This is a genomic window from Kitasatospora sp. NPDC056273, assembly GCF_042268845.1.
Lineage (GTDB): Bacteria > Actinomycetota > Actinomycetes > Streptomycetales > Streptomycetaceae > Kitasatospora.
The window spans coordinates 19,453-35,184 of sequence record NZ_JBHJSJ010000052.1 but is presented as its reverse complement, the minus strand read 5'-3'; the positions used below and the strand labels follow the sequence as shown (position 1 = coordinate 35,184).

The 15,732-nt window shown below is 73.6% G+C and carries 14 protein-coding genes; 11 read left to right on the top strand and 3 right to left on the bottom strand.

Annotated elements, in window-relative coordinates; genetic code table 11:
- The first annotated feature begins 71 nt into the window (after positions 1-71).
- Positions 72-1,019 (top strand): beta-ketoacyl-ACP synthase III, encoded by a 948-nt coding sequence (locus tag ACFCY1_RS32835; RefSeq protein WP_049651545.1) that lies wholly within the window; start codon positions 72-74, stop codon positions 1,017-1,019.
- Between the two features lie 248 nt (positions 1,020-1,267).
- On the opposite strand, the gene ACFCY1_RS32830 is transcribed toward ACFCY1_RS32835, so the two are convergent.
- Positions 1,268-1,915 (bottom strand): TetR family transcriptional regulator, encoded by a 648-nt coding sequence (locus tag ACFCY1_RS32830; protein ID WP_049651546.1) that lies wholly within the window; start codon positions 1,913-1,915, stop codon positions 1,268-1,270.
- Positions 1,916-2,364: 449 nt separating this feature from the next.
- Here ACFCY1_RS32830 and ACFCY1_RS32825 point away from each other — a divergent pair, with 449 nt between their 5' ends.
- On the top strand, positions 2,365-4,737 hold the full coding sequence (locus ACFCY1_RS32825) for a PQQ-binding-like beta-propeller repeat protein (protein WP_074003998.1): 2,373 nt from the start codon (positions 2,365-2,367) through the stop codon (positions 4,735-4,737).
- 37 nt (positions 4,738-4,774) lie between these two features.
- On the opposite strand, the gene galE is transcribed toward ACFCY1_RS32825, so the two are convergent.
- On the bottom strand, positions 4,775-5,761 hold the full coding sequence (gene galE / locus ACFCY1_RS32820; RefSeq protein WP_049657664.1) for a UDP-glucose 4-epimerase GalE: 987 nt from the start codon (positions 5,759-5,761) through the stop codon (positions 4,775-4,777).
- Between the two features lie 204 nt (positions 5,762-5,965).
- Here galE and ACFCY1_RS32815 point away from each other — a divergent pair, with 204 nt between their 5' ends.
- Positions 5,966-7,081, top strand: a complete 1,116-nt coding sequence (locus ACFCY1_RS32815; RefSeq protein ID WP_375876953.1) for a S1C family serine protease — start codon at positions 5,966-5,968, stop codon at positions 7,079-7,081.
- 135 nt (positions 7,082-7,216) lie between these two features.
- On the opposite strand, the gene ACFCY1_RS32810 is transcribed toward ACFCY1_RS32815, so the two are convergent.
- Complete coding sequence (locus tag ACFCY1_RS32810; protein ID WP_049657675.1) at positions 7,217-8,386, bottom strand: sensor domain-containing protein; 1,170 nt, start codon at positions 8,384-8,386, stop codon at positions 7,217-7,219.
- 341 nt (positions 8,387-8,727) lie between these two features.
- On the opposite strand from ACFCY1_RS32810, the gene ACFCY1_RS32805 reads away from it, so the two are divergent.
- The 8 genes from ACFCY1_RS32805 to ACFCY1_RS32770 are packed head-to-tail and all read left to right on the top strand — an operon-like array spanning position 8,728 to position 15,686.
- Positions 8,728-9,144 (top strand): NADH-quinone oxidoreductase subunit A, encoded by a 417-nt coding sequence (locus tag ACFCY1_RS32805; RefSeq protein WP_049657666.1) that lies wholly within the window; start codon positions 8,728-8,730, stop codon positions 9,142-9,144.
- On the top strand, positions 9,135-9,851 hold the full coding sequence (locus ACFCY1_RS32800) for an NADH-quinone oxidoreductase subunit B (RefSeq protein ID WP_375876943.1): 717 nt from the start codon (positions 9,135-9,137) through the stop codon (positions 9,849-9,851). The genes ACFCY1_RS32805 and ACFCY1_RS32800 overlap by 10 nt, the downstream gene beginning before the upstream one ends.
- Positions 9,848-11,002 carry an NADH-quinone oxidoreductase subunit C gene (locus tag ACFCY1_RS32795; protein WP_375876942.1) on the top strand — a complete coding sequence of 385 codons (1,155 nt, stop codon included), beginning with the start codon at positions 9,848-9,850 and terminating at the stop codon, positions 11,000-11,002. The genes ACFCY1_RS32800 and ACFCY1_RS32795 overlap by 4 nt, the downstream gene beginning before the upstream one ends.
- Positions 10,999-11,958, top strand: a complete 960-nt coding sequence (gene nuoH / locus ACFCY1_RS32790; protein ID WP_375876941.1) for an NADH-quinone oxidoreductase subunit NuoH — start codon at positions 10,999-11,001, stop codon at positions 11,956-11,958. The genes ACFCY1_RS32795 and nuoH overlap by 4 nt, the downstream gene beginning before the upstream one ends.
- Positions 11,955-12,512 carry an NADH-quinone oxidoreductase subunit I gene (locus ACFCY1_RS32785; RefSeq protein ID WP_049660446.1) on the top strand — a complete coding sequence of 186 codons (558 nt, stop codon included), beginning with the start codon at positions 11,955-11,957 and terminating at the stop codon, positions 12,510-12,512. Before nuoH ends, ACFCY1_RS32785 begins: the two co-directional genes overlap by 4 nt.
- Positions 12,509-13,228, top strand: a complete 720-nt coding sequence (locus tag ACFCY1_RS32780; RefSeq protein WP_375876940.1) for an NADH-quinone oxidoreductase subunit J — start codon at positions 12,509-12,511, stop codon at positions 13,226-13,228. Before ACFCY1_RS32785 ends, ACFCY1_RS32780 begins: the two co-directional genes overlap by 4 nt.
- Positions 13,228-13,620, top strand: a complete 393-nt coding sequence (nuoK, locus tag ACFCY1_RS32775) for an NADH-quinone oxidoreductase subunit NuoK (protein WP_049660586.1) — start codon at positions 13,228-13,230, stop codon at positions 13,618-13,620. Before ACFCY1_RS32780 ends, nuoK begins: the two co-directional genes overlap by 1 nt.
- On the top strand, positions 13,617-15,686 hold the full coding sequence (locus ACFCY1_RS32770; protein ID WP_375876939.1) for an NADH-quinone oxidoreductase subunit L: 2,070 nt from the start codon (positions 13,617-13,619) through the stop codon (positions 15,684-15,686). The genes nuoK and ACFCY1_RS32770 overlap by 4 nt, the downstream gene beginning before the upstream one ends.
- Positions 15,687-15,732: the final 46 nt, after the last annotated feature.

Here is a 15,732-nt window from a genome sequence, read left to right as displayed (position 1 = left end):
CAGATCGAGGGGGCGGATCCTGTCGCCGGTCATACCATGCTGACCAGCGGGTAACCCGGTTCCATGGCAGTATGAGCGGTTCGCGCATTGTGGCACTCGGCCACTACCAGCCCCCCAAGGTCCTCACCAACGACGACCTGGCGGGGCTCGTCGACACCGACGACGAGTGGATCCGCACCCGTGTCGGCATCCGCAGCCGGCACATCGCCGAGGACGAGACCCTGGTCGACCTCGCCACCGAGGCCGCGCAGAAGGCGCTCGCCAACAGCGGCCGGACGGCGGACGAGATCGACCTCGTCGTGGTCGCCACCTGCACCGCGATCGAGCGCAGCCCCAACACCGCCGCCGCCGTGGCCGCCCGGCTGGGCGTGCGCTCGCCGGCCGCGTACGACATCAACACGGTCTGCTCCGGCTTCTCGTACGCCCTGGCCACCGCCGACCACGCGATCCGGGCCGGCTCGGCCCGCCGCGCCCTGGTGATCGGCGCCGAGCGGATGTCCGACACGCTCGACTGGACCGACCGCTCCACCTGCGTGATCTTCGGCGACGGAGCGGGCGCCGCGGTGGTCGAGGCCCAGGAGGAGGGCGCCGAGCCCGGCATCGGGCCGGTGGTCTGGGGCTCCGAGCCCGAGCGGGGCGACGCCGTGGTGATCACCGGCTGGGACCCGGTGATCAGCCAGCAGGGCCAGTCGGTCTTCCGCTGGGCCACCACCCAGCTCGCCCCGCTGGCCCGCCAGGCCTGCGAGCGGGCCGGGATCGCCCCGTCCGAGCTGAAGGGCTTCGTCCCGCACCAGGCCAACCTGCGGATCATCGACGCGATCGCGGGCAAGCTGGGCCTCGGCGAGGACGCGGTGGTGGCCCGGGACGTGGTCCACTCCGGCAACACCTCGGCCGCCTCCATCCCGCTGGCCTTCTCCAAGCTGGTCGAGCGCGGCGAGCTCTCGCCCGGCGACCCGGTCCTGCTCTTCGGCTTCGGCGGCGGGCTGGCCTACGCCGGCCAGGTCGTGCGCTGCCCCTGACCCCGACCCGGCGGCGCCACGAGGCCGCCTGAGGGCCGCCACAAGGCCGCCCGAGGGCGCCGTGAGGCCGTCCGGACCCGAACAACGCCGCTGGGCGGGCACCCTGTCACGGGTGCCCGCCCAGCGGCATGTCTGGCGCGCTTGCGGTACGTCGGCGGACCTCCCCCGAGGACACGGCCGCCGTCCGTCGTTCCCCGGACAGGAGGCCGGGGCTGCGCGCGGAGCGGATGGTGGGTCGGTGGACGGTCCTACTTGGGCGCCTTCTTGCCGGTGACGCCCAGGTACACCAGGGGAGCGAGGTTGGGCTTGAGGTCCTTGACCTTGACGCCCCAGGAGGTGAAGGCCTTCTGGTGCTCGGCCGCCGAGGCGAGCAGCGAGACCAGGGCCCCGGCCACGGCGTTCGGGTCGAGCGACTTGTCGGCCTGACCCTTCGCCTGGAGTTCCCTGACGGCCTCCGCGAGCGGCTTGGCGACCGCGTTGAGGACCGTCATGCGGATCTTGAAGAACCGCTTGTCCCCTTCGGCGGCACCGAGCGTGACCACTCGGAGAATGGCGTCGTTCTTGCGCCAGAAGGCGAGGAATCCGTCGACCAGTTCTTCCGAAGTGGTCGGTCCGGACTTCCCTGCCCAGGACTTTCCGGCCACCAGCTCTTTGAGCTGGTCGGCGTCCTTGGCCATTTCCTCGGCGATTTCGAGGACAGCGCCCTCGACATCCGGGAAGTACTGGTAGAAGGTCGCGGGGGAGGTACCCGCCATACGGGCGACGTCGATGACCTTGACGTCCCGATAGGGCGACGTGCTGAGCATCTCGCGGAGGCAGTCGAGCAGCTTCTGCCGCGTCTCCTGTCCGCGTCGCCCGGCGACGCGACCGTCGACGGTGCGAACTTGTCCTGTCATGCCGTCAGCTTACCGTGGCACGATCTTGGCGCGATTCGGTGATGCGACTATTACTCCGCACGGGGGTTGGTATAGCGGCATGAACCACTTCGGACGGATATTCACCGGGCTTCGAAGCCCCTGTTTGAAGCCCCCCCGTGTGCTTGCGATCTCACAGCGTGACGGCGAGTCCGCTGAGGGGTGATCGGGTGACAGAGCGTGACGATGACCGAAGAGTGCGGTGCCGTCCGGAAGTGGACGGTCCGGAGCCCCGGGTGCAAGCCGCCCCCGGAGCGGGCGTCAGGATCCGGTCGTTCCGTCCTCGCTGGTCAGAGGCCTGTCCGGGGCGTCCTCCGGGCCGGGACGACGTGTTTCAGGGGGTGGGGGAGGTTGGATATGCGCGGGACGGCATTGGAGAATCGGGTCCGGCACCACGCGGCGGGTGCGGACAACGGGGAGGTGGCAGCGGAGTGGACCAGCTGACGGCGCACGATCCGAGGCGGATCGGGCCCTTCGAGGTGCTGGGGCGGCTCGGCGCGGGTGGGATGGGGCTGGTCTACCTGGCGCGTTCCGCGGCCGGGCGGCGGGTGGCCATCAAGACCGTGCGGGGTGAGCTGGCCGAGGACGAGCTGTTCCGGGTCCGCTTCGCCCGGGAGATCGCGGCGGCCAAGACGGTCGGCGGCTTCTACACGGCGGCGGTGGTGGACGCCGACGCGGACGCCCGGGTGCCCTGGCTGGCCACCGCCTACATCCCGGCGCCCTCGCTGGAGGACCTGGTCGAGGAGTGCGGCCCGCTGCCGGTGGAGGCCACCCGCTGGCTGGTCGCCGGCATCGCCGAGGCCCTGGAGTCCATCCACGCGGCCGGGCTGATCCACCGCGACCTCAAGCCCTCCAACGTCCTGGTGGTCGAGGACGGCCCGAAGGTGATCGACTTCGGGATCGCGGCCGGGGTCTCCAGCACCCGGCTCACCATGACCAACGTCGCGGTCGGCACCCCCGCCTACATGTCCCCCGAGCAGGCCCGGGACAGCCGCACCGTCCGGGGCGCCAGCGACGTCTTCTCGCTCGGCTCGCTGATGGTCTTCTGCGCCACCGGGCACCCGCCCTACCGGGGCACCAACCCGGTCGAGACGGTGTTCCAGCTGCTGCGCGAGGAGCCGGACCTGACCGGCATGCCGCCCGAGCTGATGGACCTGGTCCGCCGCTGCATGCAGCAGGCCCCCGAGCGCAGGCCCACCCCGGCGCAGATCCAGACCGAGCTCGCCCCGCACCTCTTCTCCCGGGACGACGCCACCGGCGAGGCCGGGGACTGGCTGCCCGCCCACGCGCTGGAGCTGATCGAGCGCAAGCGGGGCCGGCGCCCGGCCGCCCAGCCGCCGCGCCCGCCCGCCGAGCCGGCCCAGCCGCCCCCGCACCCCCAGGCGCCGCCCGCGCACGTCCCGCCGCAGCACCCCGGCCCGGCCGACCCGCGCACCAATCCGGGCGGGCGGCACGCCCAGCCGCCGGCCGGGCCGGTGCACAGCCTGCCGCAGCGCGCCCCGGGCTCGGACGCCGAGATCCCGACCGCGAAGATCGCCTCCCCGAACCGGCACCGGGCGCCCACCGGCGGCGCCGTCGAGGTGCAGCTCTCCGGCGCCTCCGTCCGGATAGGCCCGGGGCCGCGGGCCGAGCACGAGCAGCCCGGCCCGAGCACCGCCCCGGCCACGACCGACTGGGTCCGCCGGGCCCCCGTCCCGCCGCCCCCGCCGGTCGCCCGCTGGCGCCCCTGGCGGTTCCGGATGTCCAACGACGTCTGGGGCACCCCGGTGGTCGCCGACGGGACGCTGTTCGTCTCCAGCTTCGAGGTGCACGCGCTGGACATCGCCTCCGGCGAGCGCCGCTACAAGACCCGGGACGTGGCCTGGGCGCTCGCCGTGGACGCCGGCCGGGTGCACGCCGCGGACGGCCCGCACCTGTACACCGTGGACGCCGCGGACGGCACCGAGCGCTGGCGCACCTCGCTGGACGGCTGGGTCTACTCGCTCTCCGCCGCCGACGGCGTGCTCTGCTGCGGCATCAGGGGCGGCGGCGTCCAGCTCCGCTCGGCCGCCAACGGCGCCGAGCTGTGGCGCGCCGACGACGCCCAGCAGGACTTCGAGAACCCGCAGTCCGGCCCGGTCCTGGTGGGAGGCGCCGCCTACTACTACGGCGGCGGGCGGCTGCGCTGCGTCGACCCGCGCGGCGCGGGCCTGCGCTGGTCCTTCCCGGTCGGCGAGGAGGTGCCCTCGCACCCGGTCGAGCGCGGCGGCGTGCTGTACGTGTCGGCCGGCACCCGGGTGTACGCGCTGGACGCGGCCAGCGGGGCCGAGCGCTGGCGCTTCGACGCCCCGGTGGTGCTGTTCACCCCGCCCGCCCTGGACGCCGACGCGGTCTACGTGGCCGACTACCTGGGCACGGTCTACGCGCTGGACGCGGCCACCGGCCGGGACCGCTGGCGCGGGGTCACCGGCCGCCGCCAGGGGGCCGACCCGGTGGTGGTCTCGGACGGCATGGTGCTGGTCGGCAACGGCGAGGTGCTGTACGCCTTCGAGGCGGCCACCGGCCGGGAGCGCTGGCGCTACACCGCCCGCGGCGAGATCGTCGGCTCCCCGGCGGTGGCCGACGGCCTGGTGCACCTGGGCAGCCGGGACCACTCGCTGCACACCCTGGACCTGGCCAGCGGTCAGCTGCGCTGGGAGCTCGGCACCAAGGGCGAGCTCACCGGCTCGCCGGTGGCGGTCGGCGGCCGGGTCTTCGTCGGCTCCAAGGACCGCTGCGTGTACGCGCTGGACGCCTTCTACGGCACGGCGGTGCCCGCCCGCTGAACCGCGGGGCGGACACCGCCGGACGGGCGCCGTCGGATCAGGCCCTGCGGGCCCCGGGGTGGCGGCTGCACCAGCCGTCCCACGCGGAGGAGACCATCTCGGTCACGTCGTGGCGGGCGGTCCAGCCCAGCTCGCGGTGGATCAGGTCGGCGGAGGCCACCACCCGGGCCGGGTCGCCGGCGCGGCGCGGGGTCACCTCGGCGGCGGTGTCGTAGCCGGTGACCTTGCCGATCACCGCCAGCATCTCCTTGACGCTGACGCCCTCGCCGCGGCCGATGTTCAGCACCAGGGAGGTCGCGCCGGCCGGGTCGGCGGCCATCCGCTTGGCGGCCGCCACGTGCGCCGAGGCGATGTCGGAGACGTGGATGAAGTCGCGGACGCAGGTGCCGTCCGGGGTCTGGTAGTCGTCGCCGAAGACCCGCGGGGCCTCGCCGGCGGTGAGCCGCTCGAAGACCATCGGGATCAGGTTGAACACCCCGGCGTCGGAGAGCTCGGGGGAGGCGGCGCCGGCCACGTTGAAGTAGCGCAGGGCCACGGTGGACATGCCGTGGGCCTTGCCGGCCGCGGCGACCAGCCACTCGCCGGCCAGCTTGGTCTCGCCGTACGGGCTCATCGGGGCGCAGGGCGTGGACTCGGTGACCAGGTCGACGTCCGGCATGCCGTAGACCGCGGCGGAGGAGGAGAAGAGGAAGCGCTTCACCCCGCCCTCGGCGGCGGCCTCCAGGACGGTCTGGAGGCCGATCATGTTCTCGCGGTAGTACAGGAACGGCTGCTCGACGGACTCGCCGACCTGCTTCTTGGCGGCGAAGTGCAGGATGCCCTCGACGCCGTGCTCGCGGATCGCGGCGTCCAGGGCGGCGCGGTCCAGGGTGGAGCCCTCGATCAGGGGGACGCCGGCCGGCAGCCGGGAGGCGTCGCCGGTGCTGAGGTCGTCCAGGACGGCGACGCGCTCCCCGGCGTCGAGCAGCTGTCGGACGACGTGTCCGCCGATGTATCCGGCACCGCCGGTGATCAACCAAGTCATGTGCCGATCCTAGGGGCGCGCCTCGGGGATCTCCGGCGCACCCGCGTTCGGATCCGACCGCCACGTTCGGGCGAGTTGAAGCCACAAAGCGGACAAAACGGTGAAAAGCTGACAAGGATTTCCGTGCGCTCATGCCCGCGCCCCCCGGCGTGGTGACGAATCGGAGGCAGCCAGGTGCACCGTCGCAAGGAACACACCAGCCCCCTGCCGGGCGGGCGGCTGCCGGCCGCGGCCGTGGTCGCCGTGGCGGCCGCGCTGGCGCTGGCCGGCTGCAGCAGCGGCACGTCCTCCTCCGCCACCGTCGCCGCCACCGGCTCGCCCTCGTCCCCCGGCTCCACCCAGGCCTCCGCGGCGTCCGGCCAGTCGAACGGCGGGACCCAGCTGCAGGACGCCTACCAGGCGGTGATCGCCAACGTGCTGCCCTCCGTGGTGCAGATCACCACCGGCGACAGCCTCGGCTCCGGGATCGTCTACGACGACAAGGGCGACATCGTCACCAACGCCCACGTGGTCGGCTCCGCGAAGACCTTCACGGTGACCCTCGCCAACAGCACCACGACGCTGGACGCCGGCCTGGTCGCCAGCTACCCCGACTCCGACCTCGCGGTGATCCGGCTGAACAACCCGCCGAGCGGTCTCCGGCCGGCCAGCTTCGGCGACTCGGGCAAGGTCCAGCTCGGCCAGATCACCCTCGCCATGGGCAGCCCGCTGGGGCTCTCCAGCAGCGTCACCCAGGGCATCGTCTCGGCCACCGGGCGGACCGTCTCCGAACCCCAGGGCCCAGGCTCGCCGGGCGCCACCATCGGCAACATGGTGCAGACCTCGGCGGCGATCAACCCGGGCAACAGCGGCGGCGCGCTGGTGAACCTGGACAGCAAGGTGATCGGCATCAACACGCTCGCCGCGACCGAGCCGCAGAGCAACGGCGCGGCCGCCCCCGGCATCGGCTTCGCCATCCCGGCGAGCACCATCACCAACATCGCCGACCAGCTGATCAAGCAGGGCAAGGTGACCAACTCCGGCCGGGCCGCGCTCGGCATCACCGCCCGGACCAGCTTCAACCAGCAGTTCCAGCCGGCCGGCGCGGTCATCGTGGCGGTCACCCCGGGCGGGGCGGCGGCCTCGGCGGGGCTCCGGGCCGGCGACGTCATCACCAGGATCGGCGACACCCAGGTCGACTCGCTGAACGCGCTCACCACCGCGCTCGCCTCGCTCACCCCGGGCGGCAAGGTCACCGTCACCTACACCCGGGACGGCGGCAGCAAGACCGCCGACGTCACCCTCGGCGAACTGGAAGGCGCCCAGACCTCCTCCCCCTGAGCCCCGGTACGGGGACGCCGGGCCGCACGCCGCGCAAGGGTTCAGCGGGCCGGGTGCCGTACCGGAACGGCGCCGGGACCTCGTCTTCGCCTCGACGAGGTCCCGGCGCCCTACTGTGCCGTGCTGTTCCCGTGGTCAGCGGCGGGCGGTGCGGGTGCGCCAGGGCAGCTCGACGGTGACGGTGGTCGGGCCGCCGTCGGGGCTGTCCACCAGGAAGACCCCGTCCACCGCGCGGATCCGCTCGGCCAGCCCGGCCAGGCCGCTGCCCGGGTACGGGGCCGCGCCGCCCTTGCCGTCGTCCTGGACCAGCACCATCAGCTGGTTGTCCGAGCGCCAGACCTCGACCGTGGCGGAGCGGGCGCCGGCGTGCTTGGAGACGTTGGTCAGCAGCTCGCTGACGGTGAAGTAGGCGATGCCCTCGACCGCCGAGTCCGGGCGCTCGGGCTGCCCGTCCGGGCCGCTCAGGTCGACGCTCACCCGGACGCCGCCGGGGACGGTGCAGCGGGCGGCGACCGAGGACAGCGCGGCGTCCAGGCCGCGGTCGGTGAGCACCGCCGGGTGGATGCCGCGGGCCAGGTCGCGCAGCTCCTGGAGGGCCAGCTTCACCTCGCCGTGGGCGTTGTCGACCATCTTCGCGGCGGCCGCCATGTCGTCCTCGGACTCCACCTCGCGCAGCCGCTCCTTGGCCATGCCGAGGTCCATCGCCAGCGCGACCAGCCGGGCCTGGGCACCGTCGTGCAGGTCGCGCTCGATCCGGCGCAGGTCGGCGGCGGCGGTGTCGACCACGGTGCCGCGGTCGTCCTCCAGCTCGCGCACCCGCTCGGCCAGGGCGCCCGGGAAGAGCAGCGACTCGATCAGGATGCGGTCGACCGAGGCCAGCCCGCGGATCACCCAGGGCAGCACCGGCCAGAGCACGATCACCGAGACCAGGGTCAGGGCGAAGCTGAGCACGCCCCAGGGCAGCATCAGCACGTTGTAGAGCGCCGAGCGCCAGTTCAGCAGGTCGGTGAGCTGGGCGATGGTGTAGCCGACCACCCCCGGGCGGCGCGGCTTCACCGGCTCCGGCTCGTCGATCGCGGAGCCGTACGCGGCGCGCGCCCGCCGCCGGCCCAGCGTGCCCAGGGAGCGCGAGACGGCCAGGCCGCCGGCCAGCATCGGCAGGCCGAGCACGGTGACCGACAGGCCCAGGCCGACCGACAGCGCGGTCATGGCCAGCACGAAGCCGAAGATGCCGAGCGGCAGGTTCAGCAGCAACTGGCCGACCTGGTGCCACATCCTCGTGCCGTACAGCGGTGGGCGCTCCATCCGGGCGTCCTGCTCCTTGATGGCGTCCACGGCGCGGTGCAGCGGCTTCATGCGGATCTACCGTCCCTACTTCGTCGTGCGGCTGGACCAAGCTTCCCGAACCGGGAGCGGTGGGGGCCATGGGGGTGATACATCTTCCCGGCCGGGGGTTAACCCCACCCCCGCGCCCGGTCGCCGGACGCCCGCCCGGGTGTCCACCGGCCGTCTTGCGGAGCGGGCAGGGTTCGGGCGGAGCGGAGCGGTCCCCTTAGACTCACGCTTTGGCCATGGTTGGGCCGGTGAGAGCAAACGTCGTAGAACTGTCTTGAGGGCGGGTTCACGGCCGAGGTGGAGGCGAAGGCATGGAGGGGAAGCACGCGGCTGCCGTCGCGGCCGACCCGGCGGTCGGCAGCGGCTACTTCGACGCGTACGCCGCGATGGGCCTGATGGCCGTCGTCGGGGTGCTCTTCGTCGCCGTGGCGTTCACCGCCAACCGGCTGCTGCGGCCCGTGGTGTACTCGCCCGAGAAACTCCTCGCCTACGAGTGCGGGGTGGACCCGGTGGGCGAGGACTGGGCGCACACCCAGATCCGCTACTACGTGTACGCCTTCCTGTACGTGATCTTCGCGGTGGACGCGATCTACCTGTTCCCCTGGGCGACCGTCTTCGCCACCGCCGGGTACGGCGCCGGGACGCTGATCGAGATGTTCCTGTTCATCGGCTTCCTCGCGGTCGGGCTGCTCTACGCCTGGAAGAAGGGCGTTCTGGAATGGACGTGACGCACTCCCACTCGCACGGCGGCGCACAGGGCGGTCCCGTCCCGCTCGGCCTGCCGGACCCCGCGCGCCCCGGTGCCGTCGAGCGCCGCGGCCTCGGCCCGCTGGCCCGGCTCGCACCGGACCCGGTCAAGGTGGTGCTCAACTGGGGGCGCCGCTACAGCCTCTGGTGCTTCAACTTCGGGCTGGCCTGCTGCGCGATCGAGTTCATCGCCGCCTCCATGGCCAAACACGACTTCATCCGGATGGGTGTCATCCCGTTCGCGCCCGGACCCCGTCAGGCTGATCTGATGATCGTCTCCGGGACGGTCACCGACAAGATGGCGCCCGCCGTCAAGCGGCTCTACGAGCAGATGCCCGAGCCGAAGTACGTCATCTCCTTCGGCGCCTGCTCCAACTCCGGCGGCCCCTACTGGGACTCCTACTCGGTCACCAAGGGCGTGGACCAGATCATCCCGGTGGACGTCTACGTGCCCGGCTGCCCGCCGCGGCCGGAGGCGCTGCTCCAGGGCATCCTCAAGCTCCAGGAGAAGATCGCCGCCGAGTCACTGCCGGACCGCTACACCGTGCCCGCGCCCGCGGCGGCGCTGCGCCGACCGCTGGTGGCCGGGCCTTCGGGGGCTTCCGCGGCCGGTACCGCGAGCGGCTCCGCGGCAGGCTCCGCGGCCGGTTCCGCGGCCGGCGCTTCGACCGAGGGAGGGGTCTCGTGACATCCGCCGAGCAGTACGCGGCGTCGGTCGGGGAGTGGGCGACCGGCGCCGAGGCGTACGGGCTGGTCACCGTCGACGTCCCCGCCGAGCACTGGACCGAGGCGCTCACCAACGCCCGGGACGTCCTGGGCCTGGGCTTCTTCGACTGGCTGAGCGCCGTCGACGAGCTCGCCGAGGGCTTCTCCGTGGTCGCCCACCTGGCCGCCGTCGAGGCGCCCGGCGTCCGGCACCTCGCGCTGCGCACCCGGGTGCCGCGCGACCGGGCCGCGCTGCCGACCGCCGTCCCGGTGTACGCCGGTGCCGCCTGGCACGAGCGCGAGACCCACGAGATGTTCGGCATCGACTTCCCCGGGCACCCCCACCTGGCCACCCTGCTGCTGCCGGACGGCTTCGAGGGGAACCCGCTGCGCAAGGAGTTCGTGCTCGCGGCCCGGGTCGCCAAGGACTGGCCGGGCGCCAAGGAGCCCGGCGAGTCCGACCACGGCGGCGGGCCGGCCCGTCGCAAGATGCAGCCGGCCGGTGTGCCGGACCCGAACGAGTGGGGGCCGCTCAAGGGCACCCTGCCGCCGGTCGCCGAGCGGCCCGCGCGCGGTGCGCGGGCGGCGGGGGCGGCGGCGCGGACGCCCCGGGCGGCTGCGGGCGCTGGTGCGGGCGCGGGTGCCGGTGCTGGTGCCGCTGGTGCGGCCGGTGCGGGTGCGGCTGCCGCGGGCGCCGAGGGCGGTGCCCCGGTGCGGGCGGACCGGCCGCGGCGGACCCGGTCGGTGTCGGAGGGGTCGGCGAGCCAGGCGGGCGCCGAGGCTCCCGCGGCCGCTCCGGCCGAGGGCACCCCGCCGGTGCGGGCGGACCGGCCACGACGGACCCGGTCGGTGTCCGAGGGGTCGGCCAGTCAGACGGCCGCCGAGGCTCCCGCCGAACCGGCCGCCGAGCCGACGGCCGAGCCCGCGGCTCCCGTACGGCCCCGGCCTTCCGACGCGCCCCGGTCCTCCGACGCGCCCTGGCACAACCCGGTGCCCGCCCACGAGGAGAAGCCGTCGGGCGAGAAGCCGGGCGAGCCCGCTGAACCCGTTGAGCCCGCCGAGCCGGGCAAGCCGGTCGAGCAGAAGGACGAGACCTCGGCCGGACCGGCCGACCAGGACGGAGAAGGCGCGTGAACCTGCTCGACACGGTGCTGCGCTGCGTCGCCACCCTCGTCGTCTTCCTGGTCCTCCCGCTGGTCATCGGCCAGACCGAGCACAAGGTCATGGCGCACATGCAGGGCCGGCTCGGCCCGATGTACGCGGGCGGCTTCCACGGCTGGGCGCAGCTCGTCGCGGACGGCGTGAAGTTCGCGCAGAAGGAGGACATCGTCCCGGCCGGGGCGGACCGCCGGGTCTTCCAGCTGGCGCCCGCCGTCTCGCTGCTGCCGTACCTCTTCGTGCTGCTGGCGATCCCGGTCGGCCCGGACGGCTTCGTCGGCCAGGCGATCGACGCCGGGCTGTTCTTCGTGCTCGCCGTGATGGGCGTCGGCGTGATCGGCAAGCTGATGGCCGGCTGGGCCTCGGCGAACAAGTTCTCGCTGCTCGGCGGCCTGCGCACGGCCGCGCAGCTGATGTCGTACGAGCTGCCGCTGGTGCTGGCGGCGGCCTCGGTGGCGATGGCCGCCGGCACGCTGTCGCTGCCCGGGATCGTGGACGCCTGGGAGTGGTACTGGCTGCCCTGGCAGCTGATCGGGGCGTTCGTCTTCTTCACGGCCGGTCTGGCCGAGCTCCAGCGCCCGCCGTTCGACATGCCGATCGCCGACTCGGAGATCATCTTCGGCGCGTACACCGAGTACACCGGCCTGCGGTTCGCCCTGTTCCTGCTGTCCGAGTACGTGGGCATCCTGGTGGTGTCCGCACTGACCGCGGTGCTCTTCCTGGGCGGCTGGCACGGACCGCTGCCGGACCAGCTCGGCTGGCTGTGGATGCTCCTCAAGACCTTCGCGCTGGCCTTCGTGGTCATCTGGCTGCGGGTCACCTACCCGCGTCTGCGCGAGGACCAGCTGATGCGTTTCGCGTGGACGGTGCTGATCCCGCTCGCGCTGGTCCAGCTGGCCCTCACCGGCATCATCAAGGTGGCGATCTCATGAGTTTCCCCGGTATCGGGCTCGCCAAGGGCCTGGCCGTGACGCTGCGGACGATGACGAGGAAGAGCGTCACCGCGCAGTACCCCGACGTGCAGCCGGTGCTGCCGCCGCGTTCGCGCGGCGTCATCGCGCTGCTGGAGGAGAACTGCACGGTCTGCATGCTCTGCGCGCGCGAGTGCCCGGACTGGTGCATCTACATCGACTCCCACAAGGAGACGCTGCCGGCCGCCGAGCCGAACGCCCGGGCCCGTACCCGCAACGTGCTGGACCGGTTCGCCATCGACTTCTCGCTCTGCATGTACTGCGGGATCTGCATCGAGGTCTGCCCCTTCGACGCGCTGTTCTGGTCGCCGGAGTTCGAGTACGCGGAGACCGACATCCACGAGCTGACCCACGAGCGGGAGAAGCTCCGCGAGTGGATGTGGACCGTCCCCGCGCCGCCGGCGCTGGACCCGGCGGCCGAGGAGCCCAAGGAGATGGCCACCGCGCGCAAGGCCGCGGACAAGCTGGCGGCCGCCGCCGCGGCGGCCCTCGAGGAGAAGGGTGACGACGCGTGACCGGTGCCACCACGCTTCTCGCGGCGACCGGCTCCCTGGAGCCGGCCGCCCGTTCGTTCCTGTCCCCGACCGGGCAGGAGATCGTCTTCCTGCTGGTCGGGATCGCCGTGCTCGGCTCGGCCGTGGTCTCGGTGACCACCCGGCAGCTGGTGCACGCCGCGCTCTGGCTGGTGGTCGCGCTCGGCGGGCTGGCGGTGGAGTTCCTGCTGCTCACGGCCGAGTTCATCGCCTGGGTGCAGGTGCTGATCTACCTCGGCTCGGTGGTCGTCCTGGTGCTGTTCGGGCTGATGCTCACCAAGGCGCCGATCGGGCGCTCGCCGGACGCCGACTCCAAGAACCGCTGGGTGGCCCTGGTCGTGGCGCTGGCCGCGGCCGGGACGCTGGTCACGCTGGTGGTCGACGCCTTCCGGACCTCCTGGATCGACCTCGGCCAGGGCGGCGGCTCGGCCGCCGTCACCGGGGCCAGCCTGTTCCGGCACTGGGTGCTGCCCTTCGAGGCGCTGTCCGTGCTGCTGCTGGCGGCGCTGGTCGGCGCGATCGTGCTGTCGCGCGGCTCGGGGCGGCGGGTGCCGCCGCCCCGGGCGGGCAGGCTGCGCGCCGGGCGGCCGGTCGGGTCCAACGGGACGGTCGCCGCGAACGCGGCCGCGAACGTGAACGCGACGACTACGGCCGCTCCCGCTGCTCCGTCCGCGCCGTCCGCGTCGGAGGAGAGCTGATGCACCTCGCCTACCCCGCCGTCCTCGCCGCGTTGCTGTTCAGCGTCGGCGTGTACGGCGTGCTCGCCCGGCGCAACGCCGTCCTGGTGCTGATGTCCGTCGAGCTGATGCTCAACGCCGTCAACCTCAACCTGGTCGCCTTCGACGCGTGGCTGCGGGACTCGCTGCACGCCGGGCAGGCGCTCACCCTGTTCACCATCACCGTCGCCGCCGCCGAGGTCGGGCTGGGGCTCGCCATCGTCCTGCTGCTGTTCCGGGCCCGGGGCACCGCGGACATCGACCGGGCCACCGCGCTCGGCGACCCGGGCGAGGCGCTCGCCGTCGAGGAGACGCCGGTCGGCGCCGGGACGCCGACCGGAGCCGAGGCACTGAAGGGCCAGGCCGCCGCATGAACCTCGCCCTGCCCGTACTCGTCCCCGCGCTGCCCGCGCTCGGCGCCGCCGCGACCCTGGCCGTCGGCCGGAAGGCGCCCGGGCTGGCCCGGCCGCTGGCGATCGTCCCGGTCGCCGTCGCGGCCGTGCTCGCCCTGGTGGTCGCCCTCCAGCTCGGCACCGGCCGGACCCTGGACGCCGGCACCCGGCTCACCCCGACCGGCGGCCCGGACATCACGCTCGGCCTCCACCTGGACGGCTTCAGCTCGCTGATCTCCGTGCTGGTCGGCCTGGTCGCCACCTGCGTCCAGGTCTACTCGACCGCGTACCTCAAGGAGGACCCGCGCTACCCCTCGTACGCGGCGCTGGTCTCGCTGTTCACCGCGGCGATGTTCCTGGTGGTCTACTCGGGCGACCTGATCGTGCTGCTGGTCGGCTGGGAGGTCATGGGCCTGTGCTCGTACTTCCTGATCGGCCACCACTGGGAGACCGCGGACGCCCGCTCGGCCTCGCTGAAGGCCTTCCTGGTCACCAAGCTCGGTGACGTGCCGTTCCTGTTCGGGATCTTCCTGCTCGGCGCGGACGCCGGCAGCTTCCGCGTCCCGGACGTGCTGGCGGCCGCGACGGAGGGCCGGCTCGGGCACCCGACGCTGACCGCGCTGCTGCTGCTCGCCGGCGTGGCCGGCAAGAGCGCCCAGTTCCCGCTGCACACCTGGCTCCCGGACGCGATGGCCGGCCCGACCCCGGTGTCCGCGCTGATCCACGCCGCCACCATGGTCGCGGCCGGCATCTACCTGGTCGCCCGGCTGCTGCCGGTGTTCCTGCTGTCGGGCGCGGCGCTGGTCGTGCTCGCGGTGATGGCCGCCGTGACGATGATCGGCTCGGCGCTCTGCGCGCTCGCCCAGGACGACCTCAAACGGGTGCTCGCCTACTCCACCGTCGGCCAGCTCGGCTACATGGCCGGCGCGCTGGCCAGCGGGGACCGCGAGGCCTCGGTCTTCCACCTGGTCAGCCACGGCGCGTTCAAGGCGCTGCTGTTCCTGGCCGCCGGTGTGGTGATCCACGCCGCGCACACCAACTCGATCTCCGCGATGTCCCGCATGCCCGGGCTGCGCAAGCGGGTGCCGGACGCCTACTGGACGACGGGCATCGCGCTCGTCGCCCTGGTCGGGCTGCCGCCGTTCTCCGGCTTCTTCAGCAAGGAGGCGGTGCTGACCGCCGCCGAGCACGCCGCCAACGGCGAGGCGCTGACCAACGGGCTCGGCCCGGCCTCGGCGGTGCCGCAGGCGGCCGGGTGGATCGTGCTGATCTCCGCCGGGCTCACCGCGCTGCTCACCGCCGCGTACGCGACCAGGCTCTTCCTGCTGGCGTTCCACAGCCCGGCCGGGGCCGCCGTGCCGACGGCCGCGGCCGCCAAGGCCCGGGTCCAGGCCCTGGTACCGGCACCGGCCGACCACGAGGCAGGGGCGCCGTACTCGCCCGAACTCGACGAGGCCGACCCGGCCACCGCCGAGCCGCCCGCGATGCGCTGGCCGCTCTGGGTGCTGGCCGTGCCGACCATGGGCTTCGGCATCGTCGGCCTGCGCTCGGACTGGCTGCCCGCGCTCCTGGACGGCGGTTCGCTGCGGCCCTCCGCGGTCACCGCCGTCACCGGGACCGGGCTCGCCGCGGTCGGCGTGATCGCCGCGTACGGCGCCTGGCGCTCGGCGACCGCCCGGCTGGGCACCGGCCGCCCGGCCCCGGCCGGAGGCTGGGGGAGGGTGCCCGAGCAGGGCGGAGCCCCGGCCGCCGAGGTGATCGTCGCCGACCCCGGGCGCACCCTGCTGGGCCCGCTGTTCGGCCCGGCCCGGCACGGCTTCGGCGTCGACCGGCTCTACCACGCGCTGTTCGTCCGCCCGGTGGGCGCCGCCGCGAAGCTGGTCCGCTTCCTCGACCGCGAGGTCGTCGAGACCTACGTGCGCGGCAGCGGAGCGGGCGCCAACCTGCTCGGCCGGGTCGTCCGGCTCGCGCAGACCGGCAACGCGCAGACGTACCTCAGCGCCCTGCTGGCCGGCGTCGTCCTGCTGGCCGTCCTGGTGGCGGTGTAGCCGGTGCTGCTGTCCTCGACCTCCGCCACCTCGACCGCTGCTGGGA

Bases quoted from the DNA above. Each gene is read 5' to 3' on its own strand.
- ACFCY1_RS32835 (WP_049651545.1), top strand. From the start codon at position 72: ATGAGCGGTTCGCGCATTGTGGCACTCGGCCACTACCAGCCCCCCAAG.
- ACFCY1_RS32830 (WP_049651546.1), bottom strand. From the start codon at position 1,915: ATGACAGGACAAGTTCGCACCGTCGACGGTCGCGTCGCCGGGCGACGC.
- galE (WP_049657664.1), bottom strand. From the start codon at position 5,761: ATGACTTGGTTGATCACCGGCGGTGCCGGATACATCGGCGGACACGTC.
- ACFCY1_RS32810 (WP_049657675.1), bottom strand. From the start codon at position 8,386: ATGGAGCGCCCACCGCTGTACGGCACGAGGATGTGGCACCAGGTCGGC.
- ACFCY1_RS32805 (WP_049657666.1), top strand. From the start codon at position 8,728: ATGGAGGGGAAGCACGCGGCTGCCGTCGCGGCCGACCCGGCGGTCGGC.
- ACFCY1_RS32800 (WP_375876943.1), top strand. From the start codon at position 9,135: ATGGACGTGACGCACTCCCACTCGCACGGCGGCGCACAGGGCGGTCCC.
- ACFCY1_RS32785 (WP_049660446.1), top strand. From the start codon at position 11,955: ATGAGTTTCCCCGGTATCGGGCTCGCCAAGGGCCTGGCCGTGACGCTG.
- nuoK (WP_049660586.1), top strand. From the start codon at position 13,228: ATGCACCTCGCCTACCCCGCCGTCCTCGCCGCGTTGCTGTTCAGCGTC.
- ACFCY1_RS32770 (WP_375876939.1), top strand. From the start codon at position 13,617: ATGAACCTCGCCCTGCCCGTACTCGTCCCCGCGCTGCCCGCGCTCGGC.